Consider the following 23,187-nt stretch of genomic DNA (forward strand, 5'->3'; position numbering starts at 1 on the left):
TTTTTGGAGGCTCTAGCACGGTTGTTTCAACATGATTGGTGGCTTCTGGCCTTCATCTTTTCCAGGTAACGCATTGCCGTTGCCCAGACCAAATGCTGAGCAAGGCGCCAGGAAAAACTTCGTTATCATGGCGCCACCGATAAAACCCAGCGGGCTTTCATCAGTCCGAGTTAATGAGTGCCACCGGTGCCCGCTTTGTGCCATGCCGTCAGGAGAATCACGCAATGACGCGACCCGCCAGAATTCTTGTCTGGACCCTTGCCACCCTGTTGACCCTGTTGGCGATACTGGTGGTGGTAATCGCCACCTTCGACTGGAACCGCGTCAAGCCGTTGCTCAACGAGAAGGTTTCCGAGGCCCTGCACCGGCCTTTCGCAATCAATGGCAACCTTGCGGTGCAGTGGCGTACCGAGCCCGAAGAAGGCGGTTGGCGGGCGTGGGTGCCGTGGCCGCACTTCATTGCCGAGGACCTGACCCTGGGCAACCCAGACTGGCTCAAGGAACCGAAAATGGTCGCCCTCGAGCGTGTCGAGTTCCGCCTGGCGCCACTGCCACTGGTGTTCCAGCAGATCGTCATCCCCCGCATCAACCTGACCAAGCCCACCGCCAGCCTGACTCGACTGGCCGATGGCCGTGCCAACTGGACCTTCGACTTCGGCCCCAAGGATGAAAACGCAGAACCCTCGAAATGGCAGCTGGACATCGGTGCCATCGGTTTTGACCAAGGCAATGTCAGCCTTGATGACCAGACCCTGAAGACCAGCATGAAGGTACAGATCGACCCGCTGGGCAAGCCGATACCCTTCAGCGACATCGTCGGCAAGGCGCGGGCCGAGAAAACGGCGGGCGCCCAGGACTATGCCTTCGGCCTCAAGGCCCAGGGCCGCTACAAAGGGCAGCCGGTGTCCGGCACCGGCAAGATCGGTGGCCTGCTGGCGCTGCAGGACGCCAGCCAACCGTTCCCGTTGCAGGCTGACGTGCGCATCGCCGACACCCACGTGGTGCTCGCCGGCACCCTGACCGACCCGCGTAACCTGGGCGCCCTGGACCTGCGCCTGCGCCTGTCCGGCAAGAGCCTGGGCAACCTCTACCCGCTGACCGGCGTGACGCTGCCCGACACCCCGGCCTACGCCACCGACGGCCACCTCACTGCCAACCTGCATGCCGCGCAAGGTGCGACCTTCAATTACCAGGGGTTCAACGGCAAGATCGGCGACAGCGACATCCACGGCGACCTGGCCTTCGTGGCCAGCCAGCCGCGGCCCAAGCTCTCCGGCAAGCTGGTCTCCAACCAGCTGCTGTTCAAGGACCTCGCGCCGCTGATCGGTGCCGACTCCAACGCCGAGCAGAAGGCTCGCGGGGGCGCCAGCAAGCAGCCGACGGGCAAGGTATTGCCGGTCGAGGAGTTCCGCACCGAACGCTGGCGCGCCATGGACGCCGACGTCGAGTTTGCCGGCAAGCGCATCGTCCACAGCGAGCAGTTGCCGTTCAACGACCTGTCTGCCCACGTGATCCTCGAAGACGGCCTGCTGCGCTTGGAGCCGCTGCGCTTTGGCGTGGCCGGTGGCAACCTGGCCTCCAGGATCCGCCTCGATGGCCGCAGTGTACCGTTGCAGGGGCGGGCGCAGTTGACCGCGCGGGGCTTCAAGCTCAAGCAACTGTTCCCCACCTTCGCGCCGATGCAGACCAGCTTCGGCGAACTCAACGGCGATGCCGACATCACCGGCCGCGGCAACTCGGTGGCGGCGCTGCTGGGCACGGCCAATGGCGACCTGCGCATGCTGATCAACGATGGTGCGATCAGCCGCAGCCTGATGGAAATTGCCGGCCTCAACGTGGGCAACTACGTGGTTGGCAAGTTGTTCGGTGACGAGGACGTGCAGATCAACTGCGCGGCGGCCGATGTCGGAATCAAGGACGGGCTGGCGAGCACACGCCTGTTCATCTTCGATACCGAGAACGCGATCATCTACATCAACGGCACGGCGAATTTTGCCAGTGAGCAGTTGGACCTGAAGGTGACCCCGGAGTCGAAGGGGCTGCGGCTGTTCTCGCTGCGTTCGCCGCTGTATGTACGCGGGCCGTTTGCCAAGCCGAGTGCGGGTGTGCAGGCGGTGCCGCTGGCCTTGCGCGGGGCGGGGATGGTGGCCTTGGGGGTGGTTGCGGGCCCCGCGGCGGGGCTGCTGGCACTGATTGCGCCTAGCAGTGGGGACGAACCGAACCAGTGCACGCCGTTATTGCAGCAGATGAAGGCGGGCAAGGCGCCGGCGGCGGTCAAAGGCAAGAAATAATGTAAGGGGCCGCAGAGCGGCCCCCTTTCGATTACAAACCTTGCAACAGATCGGACATATCGTCTGCGTGCTCTTCTTCCTGCGCCAGGATGTCTTCGAAGATGCGCCGCGTGGTCGGGTCCTTGTCACCAATGTACTGAATGATCTCGCGGTAGCTGTCGATCGCAATCCGCTCGGCCACCAAGTCTTCCAGCACCATTTCTTTCAGGTTATTGCCCGCCACATATTGGGCATGGGAGTTCTTGGTCAGGTTGTCGGGGTTGAAGTCCGGTTCGCCGCCCAACTGCACGATCCGCTCGGCCAGCTTGTCGGCGTGCTCGGCTTCCTGGTTGGCATGCTCCAGAAACTCTTCGGCCGCCACGCTCGCCTTGATCCCGCTGGCCATGAAGTAGTGGCGCTTGTAGCGCAGCACGCAGACCAGCTCGGTGGCCAGCGACTCGTTGAGCAGGCGCAGGATCTCTTGGCGGTCGGCATGGTAGCCCTCGGTCACGGCGCCTTGCTCGACGTGCTGGCGGGCACGTTCGCGCAGGGTTTGCACATCGGTCAGTTCAACGTTGCTCATGGTTATCTCCAAAAAGATCAGGACGGGTGGTCAAGGTGTTGCGTAGGCTCACGCGCCGGGTACGGCTTCGCTGTCCTCTTCTCGTTGCTTGCAAGTCTTGAAGCCCTTGGCATCGACATGGCCGGTGGCGTCGAAGCGCACGTAGTACGCCTGTTGCTTGCCGTCGCGGTTGAGGATGTAGTCGTTGCAGGTGCCGCCGTGGGGCAGGTCGATCGCATTGGATGGGCTGCCACCAATGGCGATCACTTTCTGCATGGTCATGCCGTGCTCCACCTGCTTGACCAGCGGCTCGTCACGGTAGGTGACGTAGTCCACCGGGTTCTCCGGGCGGCTGCCGCAAGCGGCAAGTGTTGCGCTGGCCAGAAGGATTGCCAGGGTCTGTTTGTACATGGTCCCGCTCCTTGCTCAGGGTCTGTTTGGTTTGGAACCGCACGGCGCGCCAGGAGTTCGATTGCGATGGTCATCCAGGCCGCTGTAGTGTTGGCCGGTCGACCACGCAAAGGGGCAGGGGCTATGCCGCAGGAATTGGCCACGCGATACCCACTGGTGCTGGTGCCGGGCATGCTCGGTTTCGTCCGGGTGCTGCTCTACCCCTACTGGTTCGGCATCGTGCCGGCCCTGCGCAAGGGCGGGGCGCAGGTGTTCCCCGTGCAAGTCTCGCCGCTGCACGCCAGTGAGGTGCGGGGTGAACAGTTGCTGGCGATCATCGAAGCCATCTGCCAGCGCACCGGTGCCGACAAGGTCAACCTGATCGGCCATAGCCAGGGCGCCTTGGACGCGCGCTATGCCGCGGCCAAACGGCCTGAGCGGGTGGCCTCGGTGACGTCCGTGGCGGGGCCCAACCATGGCTCGGAACTGGCCGACCACCTGCACCGTACGGCGCCGGGCGACTCGCCCCAGGGGCGTATCCTCAAGGGCGCGCTGCACGGCTTGGCGGTGCTGCTGGTGTGGCTGGAAACCGGCTGGCGCCGCGAGCCATTGCCCATCGACGTGCACGCCTCGCACCAGGCGCTGACCAGTGCCGGGGTGGCGCTGTTCAACCAGGCTTATCCACAGGGCCTGCCCGACACCTGGGGCGGCGAAGGGCCGGCAGAGGTCAACGGCGTACGCTACTACTCCTGGTCAGGCACCTTGCAGCCCGGCCTGACCGACCAGGGGCGCAACCGCTTTGACGGCAGCAACCGCTTCTGCCGCCTGTTCGCCCGCAGTTTCGTCAAGGAAAACGGCCATTGCGATGGCATGGTCGGGCGCTTCAGCTCGCACCTGGGGCAGGTGATCGGCGACGACTACCCGCTCGACCACCTGGACATCGTCAACCAGTCGCTCGGCGCCGTGGGCAAGGGCGCCGAGCCGGTGCGCCTGTTCACCGAGCACGCCGCCCGGCTCAAGGCTGCGGGGCTGTAACGCTGCGGCGTACGGGGGTGGTCCAACGCTCGGCCAGGATCACCCCCAGCAGGGTCAACAGGCCGCCGACCAGGTGGTAGCTGGCCAGCTGTTCATCGAGCACCCCAGCGGCGATCAGCGCGGTGACCAAGGGCAGCAGGTTGAAGAACAGCGTGGTGCGGCTTGGCCCCAGGCGGTGCACGGCCTGCATCCACACCAGCGGGGCGATCATCGAGGCCAGCACGCAGGCGTACAGCACCAGGCCGACGTTGTGGGCATTCAGGCCGGTCTTGTTCGACAGCAGGAACAGCGGCAGCAACACAACGATGGCCACCTGCACCTGCAGGTACAGCAACTGCAAGGGCGGCAGGCGCAACTGCCATTTTTTCAGCAGGAAGCTGTACAGCGCATAGGCCAGGGTGGCCACCAGCATCAGCAGGTCGCCGCTGTTCAGGCCCTGTTCCAGCAAGGCCCCGGGTTGGCCTGCGCTGACCACTTCAAGCACGCCGAAAAACGACACCACGGCGCCGACCAGGGCGCCGAAGGTCAGGCGCTGGCCGAGCCAGGCAATCGACAGCGCCAGCGACATCAACGGCATCAGCGAGAGGATGATGCCCATGTTGGTGGCGCTGGTGATGCTGGCGGCGAAGTACGCCAGGCTCTGGTACAAGGCCATGCCCAGCACGCCGAGCACGAACACCTTGCCCAGGTGCGGGCGGATGGCTGCACGGTTGCGCCACACGGCGGGCAGCAGGAAGGGGGTGAACAGCAGGCCGGCCAGCAGCCAGCGGTAGAAGCCGATCTCGGCGGGGTGGATGGCACCGGCCGACAGCTTGGTGACCACGGTGTTGCCGGCCCAGATAAGGATGGCGGTGAGGGGGAACAGGTAATTCATAAAGGTGCAACTCTGGGTGAGACCAGGAATTTTGGGGCTGCCGCTCAGCAGGCCCAGGTTGCCCGGTATTATGAGTTGTCTGTCCGCAAGCCTATACTTGTATCCAGACAATCCGCCCTTCGAAGCAGACAGCATGCCGCGCAAATACCTCGACATCCCCGGTTTCGACCGGCTCCCGGCGCCGGTGTACTTGCGCCACGACGAGTTCGGTGCCGATACCCACAGCGCCCCCCACCGCCACGCCTGGGGCCAGCTGAACTACGCGGCCCACGGTGTCATGCACCTGGATGTCGAAGGCCAGCGCTTCCTCTCGCCGCCGCACTACGCCGTGTGGGTGCCACCGGGTATCGAACACGGCTGTTACAACCCCCAGGCCATCGTCTACCGCTCGCTCTACCTGGACCGCAGCTTGTGCGCCGGGTTGCCGCAACAGCCGTGCAGCCTGGTCATCAGCGACATCCTCAAGGCCATCCTCGGCGACTTCGCCCGGCGTGACCTGAACGTGGCGCAGGACGAACGCGACCAGCGCCTGGTGCAGGTGCTGCTCGACCAGTTGCTGCTGGCGCCGACCCAGACCTGCTATTTGCCCTTCGCCCGCAGCGAGGGCCTGGGCCAGGTGCTCGATGGCTTGAGCCGTGCCCCGGGCGACAATCGCCCGCTGGCCGATTGGGCGCGGCAGGTGCATGTCAGCGAACGTACCTTGGCCCGCCAGTTCATCCGCGAACTGGGCATCGGTTTTGGCGAGTGGCGCCTGCGCCTGCGCTTTCTGCGTGCCATCGAGATGCTGGAGGCAGGCTTGCCGATTCAGGCCATTGCCTTCGACCTCGGCTACAGCAGCGCCTCGGCCTTCATCGCCATGTTCCAGCGCCAGGCCAATTGCACACCGGAGCAGTACCGGCGTCAGGCGCGGTCTGGCGGCTGAAATGAGTGTAAAAAATCTTGTCTACACTCAGTGGCACCACCGTGCATCGGGCGCGGAGACAAGGAGACCACTCCATGAAGCTGCTGCAAATGCCATTGCTGGTGCTGGCTGTATTGTTCAGCGCACAGGGGTTCGCCGCCACTGCGCAACAGGAAAAGATGACCTCGTGCAACGCCGACGCCAGCGCCAAGGCGCTCAAGGGCGATGAACGCAAGGCGTTCATGAGCAACTGCCTGAAGAAGAGCGTACCTGCAACCCAGCAGGAAAAGATGAAGACCTGCAACGCCGACGCCAGCACCAAGGCACTCAAGGGTGACGAGCGCAAGGCGTACATGAGCGACTGCCTGAAGAAGAAATGACCTGCGCCTATGCCTGTAGGGCGAAGGCTGGCAGACTGCGGGTCTTTTTTGTTGTCTGCCCCTGAGGCTGTATGACCTTCACCCCCCGCCAGATCACCCTGGCCAGTTGGATCATCGTGTTTGCCGGCCTGTTGCTGGCGCTGCCCCTGAAGTTGCTGCCGAGCCTGCTTGCCGGTTTGCTGGTGTTCGAACTGGTCAACATGCTGACGCCGCGGTTACAGCCACTGATCGCCGGGCAGCGCGCCCGCTGGCTGGCCGTGGCCCTGCTCGGCACGTTGGTGGTCATTACTCTGACCCTGCTGATTGCTGGCGCATTCAGCTTCCTGCTGCACGAGGCGGAGAACCCCGGGGCTTCGCTGGACAAGTTCATGGCCTTGGTCGAGCGGGCCCGTGGGCAACTGCCGCCGTTCATCGAAGGCTACCTGCCGGCCAGTGCCGCCGAGTTCAAGGTGGCCATCGGCGACTGGCTCAAAAGCCACCTGGGCGAGCTGCAACTGGTAGGCAAGGGCATGGCGCACATGTTCGTCACCTTGCTGATCGGCATGATCCTCGGCGCCATCGTGGCCTTGCAGCGTATCCCCGACATTTCTCGGCGCAAACCGTTGGCCGCAGCCTTGTTCGAACGCTTGAGCCTGCTGGTGCAGGCGTTTCGCAACATTGTCTTCGCGCAGATCAAGATTTCGCTGCTCAACACCACCTTCACCGGCATCTTCCTGGCCGTGGTGCTGCCGATGTTCGGAGTGCATCTGCCGCTGACCAAGACGCTGATCGTGCTGACCTTCCTGCTTGGGCTGCTGCCGGTGATCGGCAACCTGATGTCCAACACCCTGATCACCATCGTCGGGTTGTCATTGTCGATCTGGGTGGCGATGGCGGCGTTGGGGTATCTGATCGTCATCCACAAGGTCGAGTACTTCCTCAACGCGCGGATCGTGGGGGGGCAGATCAGTGCCAAGTCGTGGGAACTGCTGCTGGCGATGCTGGTGTTCGAGGCGGCATTCGGCTTGCCGGGGGTGGTGGCGGGGCCGATCTACTATGCGTATCTGAAGAGCGAGCTGAAACGAGTGGAATTGGTTTGAGCTGAGATCTTGGGGCCGCTTTGCGGCCCCAAGATCGTTCAGATAACGCCGTAGCGTTTGCGTGCCTCGATCGCCAACCCGCTGCCAATGCTGCCAAAGATGTTGCCTTCCACATGCCGTGCATTGGGCAACATCGCCGCCACGCTGTTACGCAGCGCCGGAATCCCGCTGGACCCCCCGGTAAAGAACACCGTATCCACTTGCCCTTCGCCCACACCGGCCTTGTTCAGCAGCTCGCTGACACTGCCGCGCACGCGCTCCAGCAGGCTATCGATCGCTTCTTCGAACACCGCACGGGTCAGCTCGGCGGTCAGCTCAGGCTCGACACGGCGCAGGTCGATGCGGCGGCTGTCCTGTTCGGTCAGCTCGATCTTGCTGGCTTCCACTTCCATCGCCAGCCAGTGGCCGGCGCGCTGTTCGATCAGCTGGAACAGGCGGTCGATACCGAGGGTGTCCTCGATGTCGTAACGCATGTTGCCCAGGGCTAGCTGCGACTTCTGCGAGTACAAGGCGTTGATGGTGTGCCAGGTGGCCAGGTTGAGGTGGTAGCTGGTCGGCATCAACGCACCGCTCTTCATCCGGCTGCCATAGCCGAACAACGGCATCACGCCCTGCAGGCTCAGCTGCTTGTCGAAATCGGTACCGCCGATGTGCACGCCACCGGTGGCGAGGATATCGCTTTGGCGTTCGGCCACCAGGTGGCGCTCGGGCGACAGGCGGATCAGGGTAAAGTCGGAGGTACCCCCGCCGATATCGACGATCAGTACCAGCTCTTCACGGCTGATGCTCGACTCGTAGTCGAAGGCTGCGGCAATCGGTTCGTACTGGAACGACACGTCCTTGAAGCCGATTTTGCGCGCCACGTCGGCCAGGGTGTCTTCGGCTTCCTGGTCGGCGGCCGGGTCTTCATCGACGAAGAACACCGGGCGGCCCAGCACGACCTGGTCGAAGCTGCGCTCCGCGGCGGTTTCGGCGCGCTTTTTCAGTTCGCCGATGAACATGCCCAGCAAGTCCTTGAACGGCAAGGCGCTGCCCAGCACGCTGGTGTCGTGCTTGATCAGCTTGGAGCCGAGCAGGCTCTTGAGCGAGCGCATCAGGCGGCCTTCGTAGCCTTCCAGGTACTCGTGCAGCGCCAGGCGGCCATACACCGGGCGACGCTCCTCGATGTTGAAGAAGACCACCGAAGGCAAGGTGATCTTGCCGTCTTCCAGGGCAATCAGCGACTCGAGGCCAGGGCGGTGCCAGCCGACCGTGGAGTTGGAGGTGCCAAAGTCGATGCCAAGGGCACGGGCCGGGGATACGTCAGACATGGGAAAAAGGTTTCCGGAGGCAAAACGGCCGCGCAGTTTATGCCAGTTGGCAACAGAATCAAGACCAGTCGTCTGCCATACAGCAATCCCAAGCGGCCCTTGAAAGGCTATGCTTGACCCCTATCTTCAGTTGCAACACGCAAATTCACATTGGTGATCCATAAATGGACTTCAAAGACTATTACAAGATACTTGGCGTAGAGCCCACGGCGGACGAAAAGGCGATCAAGGCCGCCTACCGCAAGCTGGCACGCAAGTATCACCCCGATGTCAGCAAGGAGCGCGACGCCGAGGACAAGTTCAAAGAGGCCAACGAGGCCTATGAAGTGCTCGGTGACGCGCAGAAACGTGCCGAATTCGACGAGATCCGCAAGTACGGTGGCCAACATGGCCGGCCGTTCCAGGCGCCGCCGGGCTGGGAAAACCGCGGCGGGGGTGCGGGCGGTGGTTTCGAAGGCGGTGACTTCTCCGACTTCTTCAGCTCGATTTTTGGCGCGCGTGGGGGCAACCCCTTTGGCGGCGCCCGGCAACAGCGCAGCGCAGGCAGGCGAGGGCAGGACGTGGAGTTGGAACTGGCGGTATTCCTTGAGGAGACCCTGAGCAAGGAGTCCAAGCAGATCAGCTTCCAGGTGCCGCAGACCAATGCCGCCGGGCAGCGCACCGGGTTCACCACCAAGACCCTGAACGTCAAGATCCCCGCCGGGGTGACCGACGGCGAGCGCATTCGCCTCAAGGGCCAGGGTGCGCCGGGCAGTAGCGGCGGGCCCAACGGCGACCTGTTCCTGACCATCCGCATGGCACCGCACCCGCTGTTCGATGTCGAAGGCCATGACCTGATCATCACCGTGCCACTGGCACCGTGGGAGGCGGCACTGGGCGCCAAGGTGGCGGTGCCGACCCTGGACGGCAAGATCAACCTGACCATCCGTCCCGACAGCCAGAGCGGCCAGCGCCTGCGCGTACCGGGCAAGGGCCTGGCCAACAAGCAGGGCGAGCGCGGCAACCTCTATGCGCAGCTCAAGGTGGTCATGCCGACTGCATCCGACGAGTCGACCCGTGAACTGTGGGCCAAGCTTTCCGAGAAGGCCGCGTTCAACCCGAGGGCACAATGGAGTAAGTGATCATGAGCAGCACCCTGATCGTTCAACTGGACATGCGCACCCTCTGCCAGGAAGCTGACATTACGGCGGACTACGTGATCGAAATAGTCGAGCACGGCATCGTCGAACCCTCTGGGCGAACGCCTGAGGACTGGTTGTTCGACGATCAGGCGCCGCTTTTGGCCAAGCGCGCGGCGAAGCTGCACCAGGAGTTGGAACTGGAGTGGGAAGGCGTGGCGCTGGCGCTGGAGCTGTTGCAGGAAGTGCAGCAGCTGCGCAGTGAGAACAACATGCTGAAACAGCGCTTGGGCAGGTTCACCCAACTGGGATGAGGCCAGTGCGGGCCCCTTCGCGGGGCAAGCCCGCTCCCACAGTTACAGCACAATCAAGGACTGTGAGGTCCCTGTGGGAGCGGGCTTGCCCCGCGAAGGGGCCTGCACCGGCACCCTCACGTTCAGGCCGGCTCGGCCCCCGGGCTCAGCATCAACTGCATGAACGTCAGGTCCAGCCAGCGGCCGAACTTCACCCCCACCTGCGGCATCTGCCCGGTCACCACGAACCCCAGCCGCTCATGCAGGCGTACCGAGGCCGCGTTGCCGCTCTCGATGGCCGCCACCATCACGTGCTTGCCGCAACCCCGCGCGCGTTCCACCAATGCGCCCATCAACAGCGGCCCCAGGCCCTTGCCGCGCTGGTCGCCGCGGATGTACACCGAATGCTCCACGGTATTGCGAAAGCCCTCGAACGGCCGCCAGTCGCCAAACGACGCATACCCCAGCACGCCGCTCTCATCCACCGCCACCAGAATCGGGTAGCCCTGCTGCGCACGGGCCTCGAACCAGGCCTGGCGGTTGCCCAGGTCGACGGGTGTTTCGTTCCAGATCGCCGTGGTGTTGCGCACCGCGTCATTGTAGATGTCGAGGATGCCCGGTACATCGGCGGGCAAGGCGTCGCGGATTTCGTGGCTCATTGCAGCGTCTCACAAGGTCGATGGGCGCAGATTAAATGGTTACCAGCCCGCGTACACCTTCTGCCTGCATGTTATCCCCGCGCCCACGCTGAATGATCTCGCCGCGGGCCATCACCAGGTACTGGTCGGCCAGTTCTTCGGCGAAGTCGTAGAACTGCTCCACCAGCAGGATGGCCATGTCGCCACGTTGGGCCAGGCGCCGGATGACCGCGCCGATTTCCTTGATCACCGAAGGCTGGATACCTTCGGTGGGCTCGTCGAGTATCAGCAGGCGCGGGCGGCTGGCCAGGGCACGGCCAATAGCCAACTGCTGTTGCTGGCCGCCGGACAAGTCGCCGCCGCGGCGCTGTTTCATCTGTTCCAGTACCGGGAACAGTTCGTAGATGAAGGCGGGCACTTCACGGGCCTCTCGGGCGGGGAAGCGCGACAGGCCCATCAACAGGTTCTCCTCCACGGTCAGCCGCGCGAAGATTTCGCGGCCCTGGGGCACGTAGGCGATACCGGCCTGCACCCGTTGCTGGGGCTTGAGCGTGGTGATCGGCTTGCCTTCCCATTCGACGCTGCCTTCGCGGGCTGCGACCAGGCCCATCAGGCAGCGCAGCAGGGTGGTCTTGCCCACGCCGTTGCGGCCCAGCAGGCACGTGACCTCGCCGACCTTGGCCTCGAAGGACAGGCCGCGCAGGATGTGGCTGCCGCCGTAGTATTGGTGCAGTGTGTCGATTTTCAGCATGTCATGTCCCTGGAAGTTTGTGCGCTGGCTGTGAGGTTCATCGGCCCAGATAAACTTCGACCACCCGCTCATCCGCCTGCACCTGCGCCAGCGAGCCCTCCGCCAGCACGCTGCCTTGGTGCAGCACCGTCACATGGTCGGCAATGCTGCCGACAAACCCCATGTCGTGCTCCACCACCATCAGCGAATGCGTGCCGGCCAGCCCCTTGAACAGCTCTGCGGTGAACTCGGTTTCGGCATCGGTCATGCCCGCCACCGGCTCGTCGAGCAACAGCAGTTGCGGCTCCTGTACCAGCAGCATGCCGATCTCCAGAAACTGCTTCTGGCCGTGGGACAGCAACCCTGCCTGGCGCTGCGCCAGCGGTAGCAGGCGCAGGGTGGCCAGCACGTGTTCGATGCGCTGTCGTTGCTCGCCGCTCAAGCGCGCGGCCAGGCTGGCCCACACCGACTTGTCGGCCTTCAGCGCCAGCTCCAGGTTCTCGAACACCGTCAGCGCCTCGAACACCGTGGGCTTCTGGAACTTGCGGCCGACCCCGGCCTGGGCGATCTGGTATTCGCTCATGCGGGTCAGGTCGAGAGTGTCGCCGAAAAAGGCGCTGCCGCTGTCGGGGCGGGTCTTGCCGGTGATCACGTCCATCATCGTGGTCTTGCCGGCGCCGTTGGGGCCGATGATGCAGCGCAGTTCGCCGACGCCGATGTACAGGTTCAAACCATTCAGCGCCTTGAACCCATCGAAGCTGACGCTGATGTCTTCCAGGCTCAGCACCGTGCCGTGGCGGGTGTCGAGGCCGGCCTTGCGGCTCTGGCCGAGGCCGATGGCGTCGCGGCTGGCGCCAAGGGTGTCGAACACCGGCTCCAGCATGAACTCGGGATGAACCGGGGGCACGCCTCTCATGGCTGGCTCCTTTTCTTCAGCAGGCCCACCACGCCCTTGGGCAGGTACAGGGTGACCAGAATGAACAGCGCACCGAGGAAGAACAGCCAGTACTCGGGGAACGCCACGGTGAACCAGCTCTTCATGCCATTGACCAGGCCTGCGCCCAGCAGCGGGCCAATCAACGTGCCACGCCCGCCCAGGGCGACCCAGACAGCAGCTTCGATGGAGTTGGTCGGCGACATTTCGCTGGGGTTGATGATGCCCACCTGGGGCACATACAGCGCGCCAGCCAGGCCGCACAGCACGGCGCTCAGCACCCACACCAGCAATTTGAAGCCGCGCGGGTCGTAACCGCAGAACATCAGGCGGTTTTCGGCGTCGCGCACGGCAGTGAGCAGCCGGCCGAACTTGCTGGTGGTCAGGCGCCAGCACAGGTACAGGCTGGCCAGCAACAGGCCGACAGTCAGCAGAAACAGCACGGCCCGTGTGCCCTGCGCGGCAATGTCAAAGCCCAGAATGGTGCGGAAGCTGGTAAAGCCGTTGTTGCCGCCAAACCCGGTCTCGTTGCGAAAGAACAGCAGCATGCCGGCAAAGGTCAGGGCCTGGGTCATGATCGAGAAGTAAACGCCCTTGATCCGCGAGCGGAAGGCGAAGAAGCCGAACACCAGCGCCAACAGCCCAGGCGCCAGCACCACCAGGCACAGGGCCCAGGCAAAATGCTGGGTGCCGGCCCAGTACCAGGGCAGCTCGGTCCACGACAGGAAGGTCATGAAGCCCGGTAGGCCATCGCCGGCGGCCTGGCGCATCAGGTACATGCCCATGGCGTAGCCGCCGAGGGCGAAGAACAGCCCGTGGCCGAGCGACAGCAGCCCGGCATAGCCCCAGACCAGGTCCAGGGCCAGGGCGACGATGGCGTAGCAGAGTATTTTGCCGACCAGTGTCAGCGTGTAGGCCGAGACCTGCAGGGCATGGTCGGCCGGTAGCAACGACAGCAGTGGTAGTGCCAGCAGCAACAGCACGACGACAGTGCCGATGGCCAGCGACAGGCGCGGCCCGGCTTTTTGCGAAGCGGTGACAAGCAGTGGCTGGTTCATCAGTCGATTACCCGTCCCTTGAGGGCGAACAGGCCTTGCGGGCGCTTCTGGATGAACAGAATGATCAACGCAAGGATGAGGATCTTGCCAAGCACCGCGCCGATCTGCGGCTCCAGCAGCTTGTTGGCGATGCCTAGGCCGAAGGCGGCCCAGAGGCTGCCGGCCAGTTGCCCGACACCGCCGAGTACCACCACCAGGAACGAGTCGATGATGTAGCTTTGGCCCAGGTCCGGGCCGACGTTGCCGACCTGGCTCAGGGCCACGCCACCGAGCCCGGCGATACCGGAGCCGAGGCCGAAGGCGAGCATGTCGACGCGCCCGGTGGACACGCCACAGCAGGCGGCCATGTTGCGGTTCTGCGTCACCGCGCGAACGTTCAGGCCGAGCCGCGTGCGGTTGAGCAGCAGCCAGGTCAGCAGCACCACGGCGAGGGCGAAACCGATGATCACCAGGCGGTTGTACGGCAGCACCAGGTTCGGCAGCAGTTGGACACCACCGGACAGCCACGCCGGGTTGCTCACTTCGACGTTCTGCGCGCCGAAGATCAGGCGGATGGCCTGGATCAGGATCAGGCTGATACCCCAGGTCGCCAGCAGGGTTTCCAGCGGGCGGCCGTACAGGTGGCGGATCACCGTGCGCTCCAGCGCCATGCCGACCCCGGCGCTGACGGCGAACGCCACCGGCAGGGCGATCAGCGGGTAGAACTCGATGGCGCCCGGGGCGTAGCGCTGCAGCAGCACCTGGACCATGTAGGTGCTGTAGGCACCGAGCATCAGCATTTCACCGTGGGCCATGTTGATCACCCCGAGCAGGCCGAAGGTGATCGCCAGGCCCAGCGCCGCCAGCAGCAGGATCGACCCCAGCGACAGGCCGCTGAACGCCTGGCCCAGCAGCTCGCCAACCAGCAGCTTGCGTTTGACCTGGGCCAGGCTGGTTTCGGCAGCGGTACGCACGCCGGCATCGCTTTCGACGCCGGGCTGCAGCAGCGCCTCCAGGCGGGTGCGGGCGACCGGGTCGCCGGTCTCGCCGAGCAGGCGCACGGCGGCCAGGCGTACCGCAGGCTCGCTGGCGCCCAACTGCAGGTTGGCCAGGGCAAGGCCGAGGGCGGCGTGTACGGCAGGGTCCGCTTCGTTGGCGAAGCGCCGGTCGAGGAAGGCCATCTGCGCCGGTTGCGCGCTCTTCTGCAGTTGCTGGGCGGCGGCCAGGCGCGCGTCGCTGTTGTCGCTGAGCAACTGGTGGCTGGCCAGGGCGTTGTCGATCAGGCCACGCAGGCGGTTGTTCAGGCGCACCTTGCGGATGTCGCCTTCGGCGATGCGGCCTTGGCGCAGGTTTGCCAGCAGCGCCAGGCGCGCGGCATCGGGTTGCGCCGCCCAGCCTTCGAGCAGGCGAGCCTGTTCGGCGGGCTTGGCGCTGAGGAAGAATTCGCCCTCGCTGGCCTGGGATGCCAGGGGCAGCATAAGGAGCAAGATGAGCAGGAGTCTGAGCATGCGGGCAATCCTGGAAATCAGTGTGGATGCTTCGCGGGGCAAGCCCGCTCCCACAGGCTCGAGGCTGTTCTCAAGACCTGTGGGAGCGGGCTTGTCCCGCGAATGGGCTGCACAGCAGCCCCAGTGCACTCAGTTACCTTTCACTGCGTAATCAGGGCGCTTGTCGTTACCCGGAATGAACGGGCTCCAAGGCTGTGCCCGCAGTGGCTGCTCGGTCTCCCAGACCACGCTGAACTGCCCGTCATCCTGGATCTCGCCGATCATCACCGGCTTGTGCAGGTGGTGGTTGGTCTTGTCCATGGTCAGGGTGAAGCCGGACGGTGCCTTGAAGCTCTGCCCAGCCAAGGCTTCGCGCACTTTGTCGACCTCGGTGGACTTGGCTTTTTCCGCCGCCTGCGCCCACATGTGGATGCCCACATAGGTGGCTTCCATCGGGTCGTTGGTCACCGCCTTGTCGGCGCCGGGCAGGTTCTTGGCCTTGGCGTAGGCCTTCCAGTCGGCGACGAACTTCTGGTTCACCGGGTTATCCACCGATTCGAAGTAGTTCCACGCCGCCAGGTGGCCCACCAACGGCTTGGTGTCGATGCCACGCAGTTCTTCTTCACCCACCGAGAAGGCTACCACTGGCACGTCGGTGGCCTTCAGGCCCTGGTTGGCCAGCTCTTTGTAGAACGGCACGTTGGAGTCGCCGTTGACGGTAGAGATGACAGCAGTTTTACCGCCGGCGGAGAACTTCTTGATGTTGGCGACGATGGTTTGGTAATCGGCATGGCCGAATGGGGTGTAGACCTCTTCGATGTCCTTGTCGGCCACGCCTTTGCTGTGCAGGAAGGCGCGCAGGATCTTGTTGGTGGTGCGCGGGTAGACGTAGTCGGTGCCCAGCAGGAAGAAGCGCTTGGCGCTGCCGCCTTCTTCGCTCATCACGTATTCCACGGCCGGGATGGCCTGCTGGTTGGGCGCGGCGCCGGTGTAGAAGACATTTGGCGACATCTCTTCGCCTTCGTATTGCACGGGGTAGAACAGCAGGCCGTTGAGCTCTTCGAACACCGGCAGCACCGACTTGCGCGACACCGATGTCCAACAACCGAACACCACGGCAACCTTGTCCTGGGTCAGCAGCTGGCGGCTTTTCTCGGCGAACAGCGGCCAGTTGGATGCCGGGTCGACCACCACCGGTTCGAGCATCTTGCCATTCACGCCACCCTTGGCGTTGATCTCGTCGATGGTCATCAGCGCCATGTCCTTGAGCGATGTCTCGGAAATGGCCATGGTCCCCGACAGCGAATGCAGGATGCCGACCTTGATGGTCTCGGCGGCCTGGATGCTCCAGCTAAGGCCCATCGCCGCAATCGATGCGCTGAGGGTAAAGGCCTTGATCAGACTGCGACGCTTCATGTGCTCTCTCCGCTGGTTTTTTTGGTGTTGGCCAAGCGGGAGGGGCATTGCAAGGGGTGTGCCGAATGGCGAGAGGCGCGTAATAGACGGGGTGTGCGAGGTATTGGGGCGCGGGAAGGAGCCAGGTTGGTGCTTGAAAGATTTGCGTGCACAGCATTGGGGCTGCAAAGCAGCCCCTTGCTGCATCAGTTGTTGCGTACAGCCGCGCGCGGGTGGCGCTTGCTGCGCACACCCTGGTAGGTGACGGCCAGCAGCACGAACCAGATCGGCGTTACCAGCAGCGCCGAACGGGTATCCGCCTCCAGGCTCAGCAACACCAGGATGAAGGCGAAAAAGGCCAGGCACACGTAGCACATGAAGCGCCCGCCGGGCATCTTGTACTTCGAAGCCTGGTGCAGCGCTGCGCGGGTTTTGCGGTACTTCAAGTACGACAGCAGGATCAGCGTCCAGACGAACATGAACAGCACCGCCGAAACCGTAGTGATCAGGGTAAACGCCTCGACCACGTCAGGAATCAGGTAGATCAGCACCGCGCCCAGCAACAGGCAGGTACAGGAGAAGTACAGGCCGTTGGCCGGTACCGCGCGGCGCGACAGTTTTTCCAGTGCCTTCGGCGCGTCACCTTCCTGTGCCAGGCCGTAGAGCATGCGGCTGGTGGAAAACACGCCGCTGTTGGCCGACGAGGCCGCCGAGGTCAGCACCACGAAATTGATGATGCTGGCCGCTGCCGGCAGGCCGGCCAGGACGAACAGTTCGACGAATGGGCTCTTGCCCGGTACCACGTCGCGCCACGGGGTCACGGCCATGATCGCCAGCAGTGCCAACACGTAGAACACGATAATACGGATCGGGATCGAGTTGATTGCCCGGGGCAGGGTGCGCTCTGGGTTTTTCGCTTCGGCGGCAGTGGTGCCGACCAATTCGATACCGACGAAGGCGAACACGGCGATCTGGAAGCCGGCGAAAAAGCCCATCAGGCCATTGGGGAACATGCCGCCGTCGTTCCACAGGTTGGCCAGCTGCGCGGTGCGCCCGCTGGGCGACTCGAAGCCGCTGATGACCATGTACAGGCCGGTGGCAACCAGGCCGAGGATGGCGACGATCTTGATCAGGGCGAACCAGAACTCGAGTTCGCCGAACATCTTCACGGTCACCAGGTTCAACGACAGCAGCACCGCCACGCAGGTCAGCGCGGGTATCCACTGTGGCAGTTCCGGGAACCAGAATTGCGTGTAGGCGGCGATCGCCACCACATCGGCGATGCCGGTGACCACCCAGCAGAACCAGTAGGTCCAGCCGGTGAAGTAGCCGGCCCAGGGGCCCAGCAGGTCGGCGGAGAAGTCGATGAACGACTTGTAGTTGAGGTTCGACAGCAACAGTTCGCCCATGGCGCGCATGACGAAGAACAGCATGAAGCCGATGATCATGTAGACGAAGATGATCGATGGGCCGGCAAGGCTGATGGTCTTGCCCGAGCCCATGAACAGGCCAGTGCCGATCGCGCCGCCGATGGCGATGAGCTGGATGTGGCGGTTGGTCAGGTTGCGCTGCAGATGCTGCTCTTCAGCGGGAGGGGAAGAGGTCCGGGTCATTGGCTGCATTCCATTGAGGGTCAGTCTTTTTTTGTGAAAGCCAAGTAGGCTAACACGGGCGTCCCAATTCGGGGCGCGACAGATCGACACGATTCATGGGTTGCAGGGGGCCGCTTTGCGGCCCCGCAGGCCTCAAGCCTGGGCCAGTACCCGGCGGCGCACCACCAGGCTGTCGACCAGCCACATCACTACCATCGACACCCCCACCAGCGGGAACATCACCCCCAGCACGACCATCACCCCGACCGCCGTCTTCCAGCGCGGCAGGTCATGGCGCAGCGGCGGCACACCCAGCCCGCCCGTTGGCCGGCGCTTCCACCACATCACCAAGCCACTGACCGACCCCAGCAGAATCATCAGGCACACCACAAGGATGATGATCTGGTTCAACGCCCCGAACATCTTGCCTTCATGCAGCATCACGCCCAGCTCGGTAGCCCGGGCGACCGGGCTGTAGTCCTGCCAGCGCACGTCGGCCAGCACCTTGCCGGTGTACTGATCGACATGCAGGGTGGCGTCGTTGCGCGGGTCGTCGGCGAACACCGCAACGGTGAACACGCCGTCGGCCGTGGTCGGCAAGGTAATGCTGTAGCCCGGCTCGACCTGACGCGAAGTGGCGATGTCCTCGACCTGCTGCAAGCTCACTTGCGGCGCTGCCGGGGCGTTCGACATCATGTTGTGCCCGGCATGTTCGGCATGGGCGCCGGACTGCGGCATGGGGGTGTTCTCCACCGCCCAGGGCACGGTCTGGCGATGGGCGCTGTTGAGCTCGCGGGCCTGCTGGTCGGACTTGGGCACGTCGTTCCACATCGCGGCGGGAAAACGGTTCCATAAGTCGGCGTACTGCTTGCCCCACATGCCCGTCCAGGTCATGCCACTGAGCAACATCAGCAGCAACAGGGCCGAGCCCCAGAACCCGGTCACCGCATGCAGGTCACGCCACAACAGCCGACCGCGTGCGGAAAACCGCGGCCACAGCACGCCGGCGCTGTTGCGCCCGCGTGGCCACCACAGATACAGGCCCGACACCACCAGCACGATGCCCCAGCCTGCCGCCAGCTCGACCAGGCGATCACCGACCGTGCCGACCATCAGCTCGCCGTGCAGGGCACGGGCAACCGCCTGCAGGTTCTGTTTGCCATCCTGCTCGCCGAGCAGCGTGCCACTGTAGGGGTCGACGAACACGTTCAGTTCGCGCCCGCCGTCATGCACCACGAACTGCGCGCTGCGCTCGGCATCCAGCGGCGGCAGGTACTGGCCGACATGGCCTTGTGGATAAGCCTTGCGCACCTCGGCCAGCAGGGTGTCGGCAGGCTGTCGATGATGGCCGGCTTCGACCACCATCAGGTCGCGGTACAGCAGCGGGTCGAGCTGCGGTTTGAACAGGTAGATGATCCCGGTGATCGCCAGCAGGATCATGAACGGGGCGACGAACAGCCCCGCGTAAAAATGCCAACGCCAGGCCAGGTTGTAGAAAGAGATGCGTGTTCCGCGCATGGGAACCTCCTGTTTGACCAGGTGAGGGGCGCGACCGCAGCCGCGCCCATTGTTGTTGTCAGAAGCTGAAGTCGACCTTGGTCCAGAAGGTCCTGCCTGGCTCGTTCACCGGTTGTGGGTCTGTGGCCGGGTAGCCGAACCCGGCGTTCCCGGCCAGGTTCAAGTGCTCGGCGTAGGTTTTGTCGAACAGGTTGTCGACCCCTGCGCTGAGCTTGAGGTTGTTGTTCACCTTGTAGGCACCATTGAGCGAGAACACGCCGAAGCCAGCGCTCTTGTCGTAGTCCTTGCCCACCACATTGCCTTGGTTCTCGGCGATGCGGTTTTGCGCGGCCACCAGCCGCCACAGGGCGCCGACACTCCAGACGTCGCGGCTGTAGGTCAGGCCCAGGCGGCTCTCCAGGGGCGGCATCTGAGGTAGCGCTTTGCTATCACTGCTGTTCTTGCCCCAAGCGTAGGCCAGGGTAGCGTCGGCTTTCCAGTTTTCGCTGAGCGTGTAGGCCGCGCCCAATTCGCCGCCCATGATGCGCGCGTCGATGTTCTGGGCCTGTGAGGTGCTCATGCCCATCATGCCGGTGCGGTAGTCGAACAGAATGTAGTCGCGGATCTGCCCGACATACCCCGAGGCCCAGGCCTCCAGGCGTTCGTCGCGGTACTGGATGCCGAAGTCGAGCTGGGTGGTCTTCTCTGGCTTGATGCCGTCGAAGGCGTTGGCAGCACCGGCCGGCGCTTGCTTGGGCGAGAACAGTTCCCAGTAGTCGGGGAAGCGCTGGGCATGGCCCAGGCCGATGTAGGTGGTGGCGGAAATGGCCGCCAGGTCGTGCTCGTAGCGCACGAAACCGCTGGGCAGGGTATCGGCGCGGGTGTCGCCTTCAGTGGCACTGCCTTTGCGAAAGTCACGGGCCGAGGCACGGTCCAGGCGGGCGCCGCTGATCAGCCGGTCTGCGTCGCTGACATACCAGGTCAGCTCGCTGAAGGCACCGTAGTTATGGAAGTCGGCGTCCTTGGTCCAGGCCTGGCCCTTGTGCGCATCGACGCCCATGCCGCCGCGCTGGCGATGCTCGTTGGTCTGCGCATCGATGCCGCTGACCAGTTGCACATCGGCCCAGCGCCAGGTCGCCTTGACCCGGGCGCCCATGGTGCGGCGGTCGACGTTGCTGACCATGGGCATGCCCATCATGCCGCTGCCGGAGGGGGTACGCAGGCTGTAGTTGTCCATCACGTGGTCGGCGTAGTTGTAGTAGACCTGCGCCTCGACCTTGTCGAGCACGTCGCCGAGGTTGGACTTCTCGAACCGCAGCCCCAGGCTTTCACGCTTGAACTGCGAGCCGTCCATGCCGCGCCCGGCATAGCGTGCTTCGCCGTCGCCCTTGCCGGCGGTGAGTTCCAGCAGGGTGTCCTGGTCGGGGGTCCAGCCGAGGGTGACATCGCCGTTCCATTTGTCCCAGCGCGACGGCACGGTGTCATCGTTGCCGTCATGGTAGTCGTCCGAGCGCGACTGGTTGCCGACGAAGCGGGCATAGGCCTGGCTGTTGCCGGCGGCGGCGTCCAGTACCTTGTCGAAGCGGCCATTGGAGCCGGCCAGCAGGCTGGCGTTGACGCGGCTGCCCAGGGTGCCGAATTTTTCCGGTTCGCGTTCGAAGAGGATGGTACCGGCCGAGCCGCCAGGGCCCCAGATCACGCTTTGCGGGCCTTTGATCACGGTCAGGCGGTCGTAGGTTTCGGGTGATATGTACGACGTCGGTGCATCCATGCGGTTGGGGCAGGCGCCCAGCATCACGCCGCCATTGGTGAGGATGTTCAGGCGTGAACCGAACATGCCGCGCAACACGGGGTCACCGTTGGTGCCGCCGGAGCGGATTGCCGAGAAACCGGGGATGGTCTTGAGGTAATCGGCACCGTCACTGGCCGGTACCGGCTGGCGTGGGTCTTTCGGGTTGGTGACCACGGTCAGCGGCGAGCTGGGCGCCACGGCGGTGATCACCGTCGGGCTCAGCTCGGGGGCGGCATGCGCGTGCTCGGCGTGGCCGAGGTCGCTGGCCAGGGCCATGGGCGCGATCAGCGAACCGCAGACGGCGGCGATGGCCCCGCGCAGGGACAGGGCAAAAACAGGGGTGCAGCCAGACATAATGATTCCAGTCGATCAGTCATGAGTGAGCGCGAAGCCTCCTGGCTCCGTGCGGACAATGTGTTTTCAGACGCTGATCGAGGAAGGCGGCGCGCGGCTGCGCGCACCCGGGAATACAGCCTGCCGGGCATGCCCCTGGCGCGTGGTTGCAAGAAGGTGAGTGGAGGGGACTGCTACGCCGGCACTGAGCGGGCTGAGGGTTTGCGGCAGTGCGGGGCAGTTGAACAGCAGGCTGCAGTAGCCGCACTTTTCCCACATCACATGCAGTTGGCCATCGCCGCCATGGCCATCATGGCCGTGGTGCGAGTCCACGCTCTGCGCGTGCTCGGGGGCCATCGACATGCCCGTCGGCATGTTCATGCCGGCGTGGTGGCCCATCGGCATCGACTGGGAAACCAGCGGGCCGATGAAGATCATCCACATGGCGAACAGGCTCAGCCAGCCGCCCCCGACGCGCCTGCGTTCAGGGCGGGGGGTACGGCTGATGCTGTTGCGCGGCAGGCTCATGGCGAGTGCCTGTCAGCTAATGTTCAGTGCGCGTGTTCGTGAGCCTGGGGCTGGCCCGAGGGCGCCTCTTTCTGCACGGCGACTTCGACCGTGACATCACCGGCTTTCTCGAAGTGCAGGGTCAACGGGAAACGCTTGCCGTCGCTGAGCAGGCTGCGGTCCTTGGGCTGCATCAGCATCACGTGGTAGGCGCTGGGGGCGAAGGTCACATCCTTGCCGGCGGGTACTACCACGCTGGGCACCTGTTGCATCTTCATGGTGCCGCCGGCCGTCATGGCGTGCTCGTGCAACTGGGCGTCATCGCTGATGGGGCTGTCGACACTCAGCAGGCGGTCATCGGCCTGGCCATTGTTGTGCACGACGAAATACGCGGCGACGTTGGGCGCGTTGGGGGGCAGTTGCAGCGACCAGGGGTGCGCGATGTGCAGGTTGCCCACGGTGTATTCGTGGGCAGTGGCGAAGGCGCTGGGCAGCAGCAGGGCGGCCACGACGAGGGCTTGCTTGAGCATGGTGAGTCTCCGATCTGTTCAGGTTCAGGCAGACAGCGTGAGCAACTCAGACCAGAGGGGAGGCACGGGGGTTGAGCGCGGGCCATAGCTGGCGCGGCGTGGGTTGGTAGTCGGCAAGCAGCGGCAGGTGCCCGGCGTGCAGTGTCGGCGGGTTGTGCAACTGCGGCGGGTAGCCGGGCAAGGCCAGCAGCGGCGCGGCACCCGAGCAGCACCAGCAGTTCATCATGCTGGCGCTGTCGTCGCTTTGCGGGCCGAGGTCGATCTTGGCCAGGGCCTGGACGTCGACCTTGGCCTTGTTGGCCATGCTGGAACAGAAAGCCCCCCACAGCAACTGCTCGGCCGGGCCCTTGGGCGCGGCAGAAGACAGCGGCATGGCCAGCAGGTTGAACAGCACTGCTAGGCAGGCTATCCAGGCAATGTGCCGACGTGGGGGCATGGAGAGATCCGGTCAGGAATCGTGGTGGGTATTGTAAGGCGCAGTATAGGTAAAAAAGGCGGGGTGC

At 64.2% G+C, this 23,187-nt stretch carries 23 protein-coding genes; 7 read left to right on the plus strand and 16 right to left on the minus strand.

Annotated elements, in window-relative coordinates; translation table 11 throughout:
• Positions 1 to 224 precede the first annotated feature (224 nt).
• A complete protein-coding gene (locus tag HU770_RS09415) occupies positions 225 to 2,291 on the plus strand; it encodes an AsmA family protein (RefSeq protein ID WP_186652724.1) in 2,067 nt (688 codons plus the stop codon).
• A gap of 31 nt (positions 2,292 to 2,322) precedes the next feature.
• On the opposite strand, the gene HU770_RS09420 is transcribed toward HU770_RS09415, so the two are convergent.
• Complete coding sequence (locus HU770_RS09420) at positions 2,323 to 2,853, minus strand: ferritin-like domain-containing protein (protein ID WP_033701778.1); 531 nt, start codon at positions 2,851 to 2,853, stop codon at positions 2,323 to 2,325.
• A gap of 48 nt (positions 2,854 to 2,901) precedes the next feature.
• On the minus strand, positions 2,902 to 3,243 hold the full coding sequence (gene osmE, locus HU770_RS09425) for an osmotically-inducible lipoprotein OsmE (protein WP_033701777.1): 342 nt from the start codon (positions 3,241 to 3,243) through the stop codon (positions 2,902 to 2,904).
• A 123-nt stretch (positions 3,244 to 3,366) separates the two neighbouring features.
• Here osmE and HU770_RS09430 point away from each other — a divergent pair, with 123 nt between their 5' ends.
• Complete coding sequence (locus HU770_RS09430; protein WP_186663526.1) at positions 3,367 to 4,257, plus strand: triacylglycerol lipase; 891 nt, start codon at positions 3,367 to 3,369, stop codon at positions 4,255 to 4,257.
• Here the strand turns inward: HU770_RS09430 and HU770_RS09435 are convergent.
• Entirely contained in the window at positions 4,238 to 5,131 is an 894-nt protein-coding gene (locus HU770_RS09435; protein WP_186663527.1) for a DMT family transporter, read from the minus strand. The two genes, HU770_RS09430 and HU770_RS09435, sit on opposite strands and share 20 nt — an antisense overlap.
• Positions 5,132 to 5,264: 133 nt before the next feature.
• On the opposite strand from HU770_RS09435, the gene HU770_RS09440 reads away from it, so the two are divergent.
• The 3 genes from HU770_RS09440 to HU770_RS09450 all read left to right on the plus strand — a co-directional run bounded on the left by HU770_RS09440 (position 5,265) and on the right by HU770_RS09450 (position 7,491).
• Positions 5,265 to 6,053: a helix-turn-helix transcriptional regulator gene (locus HU770_RS09440; protein WP_186652720.1), complete on the plus strand. Its 789-nt coding sequence runs from the start codon at positions 5,265 to 5,267 to the stop codon at positions 6,051 to 6,053.
• Positions 6,054 to 6,127: 74 nt separating this feature from the next.
• The gene (locus HU770_RS09445) at positions 6,128 to 6,412 is read left to right on the plus strand and encodes a PsiF family protein (RefSeq protein ID WP_047582340.1); all 285 of its coding nucleotides are present in this window, start codon (positions 6,128 to 6,130) and stop codon (positions 6,410 to 6,412) included.
• A gap of 71 nt (positions 6,413 to 6,483) precedes the next feature.
• On the plus strand, positions 6,484 to 7,491 hold the full coding sequence (locus HU770_RS09450; protein ID WP_033701772.1) for a membrane protein: 1,008 nt from the start codon (positions 6,484 to 6,486) through the stop codon (positions 7,489 to 7,491).
• 38 nt (positions 7,492 to 7,529) lie between these two features.
• On the opposite strand, the gene HU770_RS09455 is transcribed toward HU770_RS09450, so the two are convergent.
• Positions 7,530 to 8,801 carry an Hsp70 family protein gene (locus tag HU770_RS09455; RefSeq protein WP_186652719.1) on the minus strand — a complete coding sequence of 424 codons (1,272 nt, stop codon included), beginning with the start codon at positions 8,799 to 8,801 and terminating at the stop codon, positions 7,530 to 7,532.
• 164 nt (positions 8,802 to 8,965) lie between these two features.
• Between HU770_RS09455 and cbpA the strand changes: the two genes are divergently transcribed.
• Both cbpA and HU770_RS09465 read left to right on the plus strand, forming a co-directional pair.
• Complete coding sequence (gene cbpA, locus HU770_RS09460) at positions 8,966 to 9,922, plus strand: curved DNA-binding protein (RefSeq protein WP_186663528.1); 957 nt, start codon at positions 8,966 to 8,968, stop codon at positions 9,920 to 9,922.
• Positions 9,923 to 9,924: 2 nt separating this feature from the next.
• On the plus strand, positions 9,925 to 10,233 hold the full coding sequence (locus HU770_RS09465; protein ID WP_033701768.1) for a chaperone modulator CbpM: 309 nt from the start codon (positions 9,925 to 9,927) through the stop codon (positions 10,231 to 10,233).
• 122 nt (positions 10,234 to 10,355) lie between these two features.
• Here HU770_RS09465 and HU770_RS09470 read toward each other — a convergent pair whose 3' ends face one another.
• The 12 genes from HU770_RS09470 to HU770_RS09525 all read right to left on the minus strand — a co-directional run bounded on the left by HU770_RS09470 (position 10,356) and on the right by HU770_RS09525 (position 23,120).
• Complete coding sequence (locus tag HU770_RS09470) at positions 10,356 to 10,871, minus strand: GNAT family N-acetyltransferase (protein ID WP_186652718.1); 516 nt, start codon at positions 10,869 to 10,871, stop codon at positions 10,356 to 10,358.
• Between the two features lie 31 nt (positions 10,872 to 10,902).
• Entirely contained in the window at positions 10,903 to 11,601 is a 699-nt protein-coding gene (urtE, locus tag HU770_RS09475; protein WP_047582342.1) for an urea ABC transporter ATP-binding subunit UrtE, read from the minus strand.
• Between the two features lie 37 nt (positions 11,602 to 11,638).
• On the minus strand, positions 11,639 to 12,496 hold the full coding sequence (gene urtD, locus HU770_RS09480; RefSeq protein WP_047582345.1) for an urea ABC transporter ATP-binding protein UrtD: 858 nt from the start codon (positions 12,494 to 12,496) through the stop codon (positions 11,639 to 11,641).
• Entirely contained in the window at positions 12,493 to 13,572 is a 1,080-nt protein-coding gene (gene urtC / locus HU770_RS09485; protein WP_033701763.1) for an urea ABC transporter permease subunit UrtC, read from the minus strand. Before urtC ends, urtD begins: the two co-directional genes overlap by 4 nt.
• Positions 13,572 to 15,059: an urea ABC transporter permease subunit UrtB gene (gene urtB / locus HU770_RS09490; protein ID WP_186663529.1), complete on the minus strand. Its 1,488-nt coding sequence runs from the start codon at positions 15,057 to 15,059 to the stop codon at positions 13,572 to 13,574. Before urtB ends, urtC begins: the two co-directional genes overlap by 1 nt.
• A 129-nt stretch (positions 15,060 to 15,188) precedes the next feature.
• Positions 15,189 to 16,454: an urea ABC transporter substrate-binding protein gene (urtA, locus tag HU770_RS09495; protein WP_033701760.1), complete on the minus strand. Its 1,266-nt coding sequence runs from the start codon at positions 16,452 to 16,454 to the stop codon at positions 15,189 to 15,191.
• A gap of 185 nt (positions 16,455 to 16,639) precedes the next feature.
• A complete protein-coding gene (gene cycA / locus HU770_RS09500) occupies positions 16,640 to 18,046 on the minus strand; it encodes a D-serine/D-alanine/glycine transporter (RefSeq protein ID WP_186652717.1) in 1,407 nt (468 codons plus the stop codon).
• Between the two features lie 132 nt (positions 18,047 to 18,178).
• Positions 18,179 to 19,543 carry a PepSY domain-containing protein gene (locus tag HU770_RS09505; RefSeq protein WP_186663530.1) on the minus strand — a complete coding sequence of 455 codons (1,365 nt, stop codon included), beginning with the start codon at positions 19,541 to 19,543 and terminating at the stop codon, positions 18,179 to 18,181.
• A gap of 58 nt (positions 19,544 to 19,601) precedes the next feature.
• Entirely contained in the window at positions 19,602 to 21,668 is a 2,067-nt protein-coding gene (locus HU770_RS09510) for a TonB-dependent copper receptor (RefSeq protein ID WP_186663531.1), read from the minus strand.
• 66 nt (positions 21,669 to 21,734) lie between these two features.
• Positions 21,735 to 22,175 (minus strand): DUF2946 domain-containing protein, encoded by a 441-nt coding sequence (locus HU770_RS09515; protein ID WP_186652714.1) that lies wholly within the window; start codon positions 22,173 to 22,175, stop codon positions 21,735 to 21,737.
• Positions 22,176 to 22,198: 23 nt separating this feature from the next.
• Positions 22,199 to 22,684, minus strand: a complete 486-nt coding sequence (locus tag HU770_RS09520; protein WP_186652713.1) for a copper chaperone PCu(A)C — start codon at positions 22,682 to 22,684, stop codon at positions 22,199 to 22,201.
• 46 nt (positions 22,685 to 22,730) lie between these two features.
• Positions 22,731 to 23,120, minus strand: coding sequence for a DUF2946 domain-containing protein (locus HU770_RS09525; RefSeq protein WP_033701753.1), 390 nt, complete (start codon positions 23,118 to 23,120; stop codon positions 22,731 to 22,733).
• Positions 23,121 to 23,187: the final 67 nt, after the last annotated feature.

This window comes from Pseudomonas sp. SWRI68, assembly GCF_014269165.1.
Taxonomy (GTDB): Bacteria; Pseudomonadota; Gammaproteobacteria; order Pseudomonadales; family Pseudomonadaceae; genus Aquipseudomonas; species Aquipseudomonas capeferrum.

What these genes read in the sequence shown, in the direction of transcription:
- HU770_RS09415 (WP_186652724.1), top strand. Translation starts at nt 225, where the DNA reads ATGACGCGACCCGCCAGAATTCTTGTCTGGACCCTTGCCACCCTGTTG.
- HU770_RS09420 (WP_033701778.1), bottom strand. Translation starts at nt 2,853, where the DNA reads ATGAGCAACGTTGAACTGACCGATGTGCAAACCCTGCGCGAACGTGCC.
- osmE (WP_033701777.1), bottom strand. Translation starts at nt 3,243, where the DNA reads ATGTACAAACAGACCCTGGCAATCCTTCTGGCCAGCGCAACACTTGCC.
- HU770_RS09430 (WP_186663526.1), top strand. Translation starts at nt 3,367, where the DNA reads ATGCCGCAGGAATTGGCCACGCGATACCCACTGGTGCTGGTGCCGGGC.
- HU770_RS09435 (WP_186663527.1), bottom strand. Translation starts at nt 5,131, where the DNA reads ATGAATTACCTGTTCCCCCTCACCGCCATCCTTATCTGGGCCGGCAAC.
- HU770_RS09440 (WP_186652720.1), top strand. Translation starts at nt 5,265, where the DNA reads ATGCCGCGCAAATACCTCGACATCCCCGGTTTCGACCGGCTCCCGGCG.
- HU770_RS09445 (WP_047582340.1), top strand. Translation starts at nt 6,128, where the DNA reads ATGAAGCTGCTGCAAATGCCATTGCTGGTGCTGGCTGTATTGTTCAGC.
- HU770_RS09450 (WP_033701772.1), top strand. Translation starts at nt 6,484, where the DNA reads ATGACCTTCACCCCCCGCCAGATCACCCTGGCCAGTTGGATCATCGTG.
- HU770_RS09455 (WP_186652719.1), bottom strand. Translation starts at nt 8,801, where the DNA reads ATGTCTGACGTATCCCCGGCCCGTGCCCTTGGCATCGACTTTGGCACC.
- cbpA (WP_186663528.1), top strand. Translation starts at nt 8,966, where the DNA reads ATGGACTTCAAAGACTATTACAAGATACTTGGCGTAGAGCCCACGGCG.
- HU770_RS09465 (WP_033701768.1), top strand. Translation starts at nt 9,925, where the DNA reads ATGAGCAGCACCCTGATCGTTCAACTGGACATGCGCACCCTCTGCCAG.
- HU770_RS09470 (WP_186652718.1), bottom strand. Translation starts at nt 10,871, where the DNA reads ATGAGCCACGAAATCCGCGACGCCTTGCCCGCCGATGTACCGGGCATC.
- urtE (WP_047582342.1), bottom strand. Translation starts at nt 11,601, where the DNA reads ATGCTGAAAATCGACACACTGCACCAATACTACGGCGGCAGCCACATC.
- urtD (WP_047582345.1), bottom strand. Translation starts at nt 12,496, where the DNA reads ATGAGAGGCGTGCCCCCGGTTCATCCCGAGTTCATGCTGGAGCCGGTG.
- urtC (WP_033701763.1), bottom strand. Translation starts at nt 13,572, where the DNA reads ATGAACCAGCCACTGCTTGTCACCGCTTCGCAAAAAGCCGGGCCGCGC.
- urtB (WP_186663529.1), bottom strand. Translation starts at nt 15,059, where the DNA reads ATGCTCAGACTCCTGCTCATCTTGCTCCTTATGCTGCCCCTGGCATCC.
- urtA (WP_033701760.1), bottom strand. Translation starts at nt 16,454, where the DNA reads ATGAAGCGTCGCAGTCTGATCAAGGCCTTTACCCTCAGCGCATCGATT.
- cycA (WP_186652717.1), bottom strand. Translation starts at nt 18,046, where the DNA reads ATGACCCGGACCTCTTCCCCTCCCGCTGAAGAGCAGCATCTGCAGCGC.
- HU770_RS09505 (WP_186663530.1), bottom strand. Translation starts at nt 19,543, where the DNA reads ATGCGCGGAACACGCATCTCTTTCTACAACCTGGCCTGGCGTTGGCAT.
- HU770_RS09510 (WP_186663531.1), bottom strand. Translation starts at nt 21,668, where the DNA reads ATGTCTGGCTGCACCCCTGTTTTTGCCCTGTCCCTGCGCGGGGCCATC.
- HU770_RS09515 (WP_186652714.1), bottom strand. Translation starts at nt 22,175, where the DNA reads ATGAGCCTGCCGCGCAACAGCATCAGCCGTACCCCCCGCCCTGAACGC.
- HU770_RS09520 (WP_186652713.1), bottom strand. Translation starts at nt 22,684, where the DNA reads ATGCTCAAGCAAGCCCTCGTCGTGGCCGCCCTGCTGCTGCCCAGCGCC.
- HU770_RS09525 (WP_033701753.1), bottom strand. Translation starts at nt 23,120, where the DNA reads ATGCCCCCACGTCGGCACATTGCCTGGATAGCCTGCCTAGCAGTGCTG.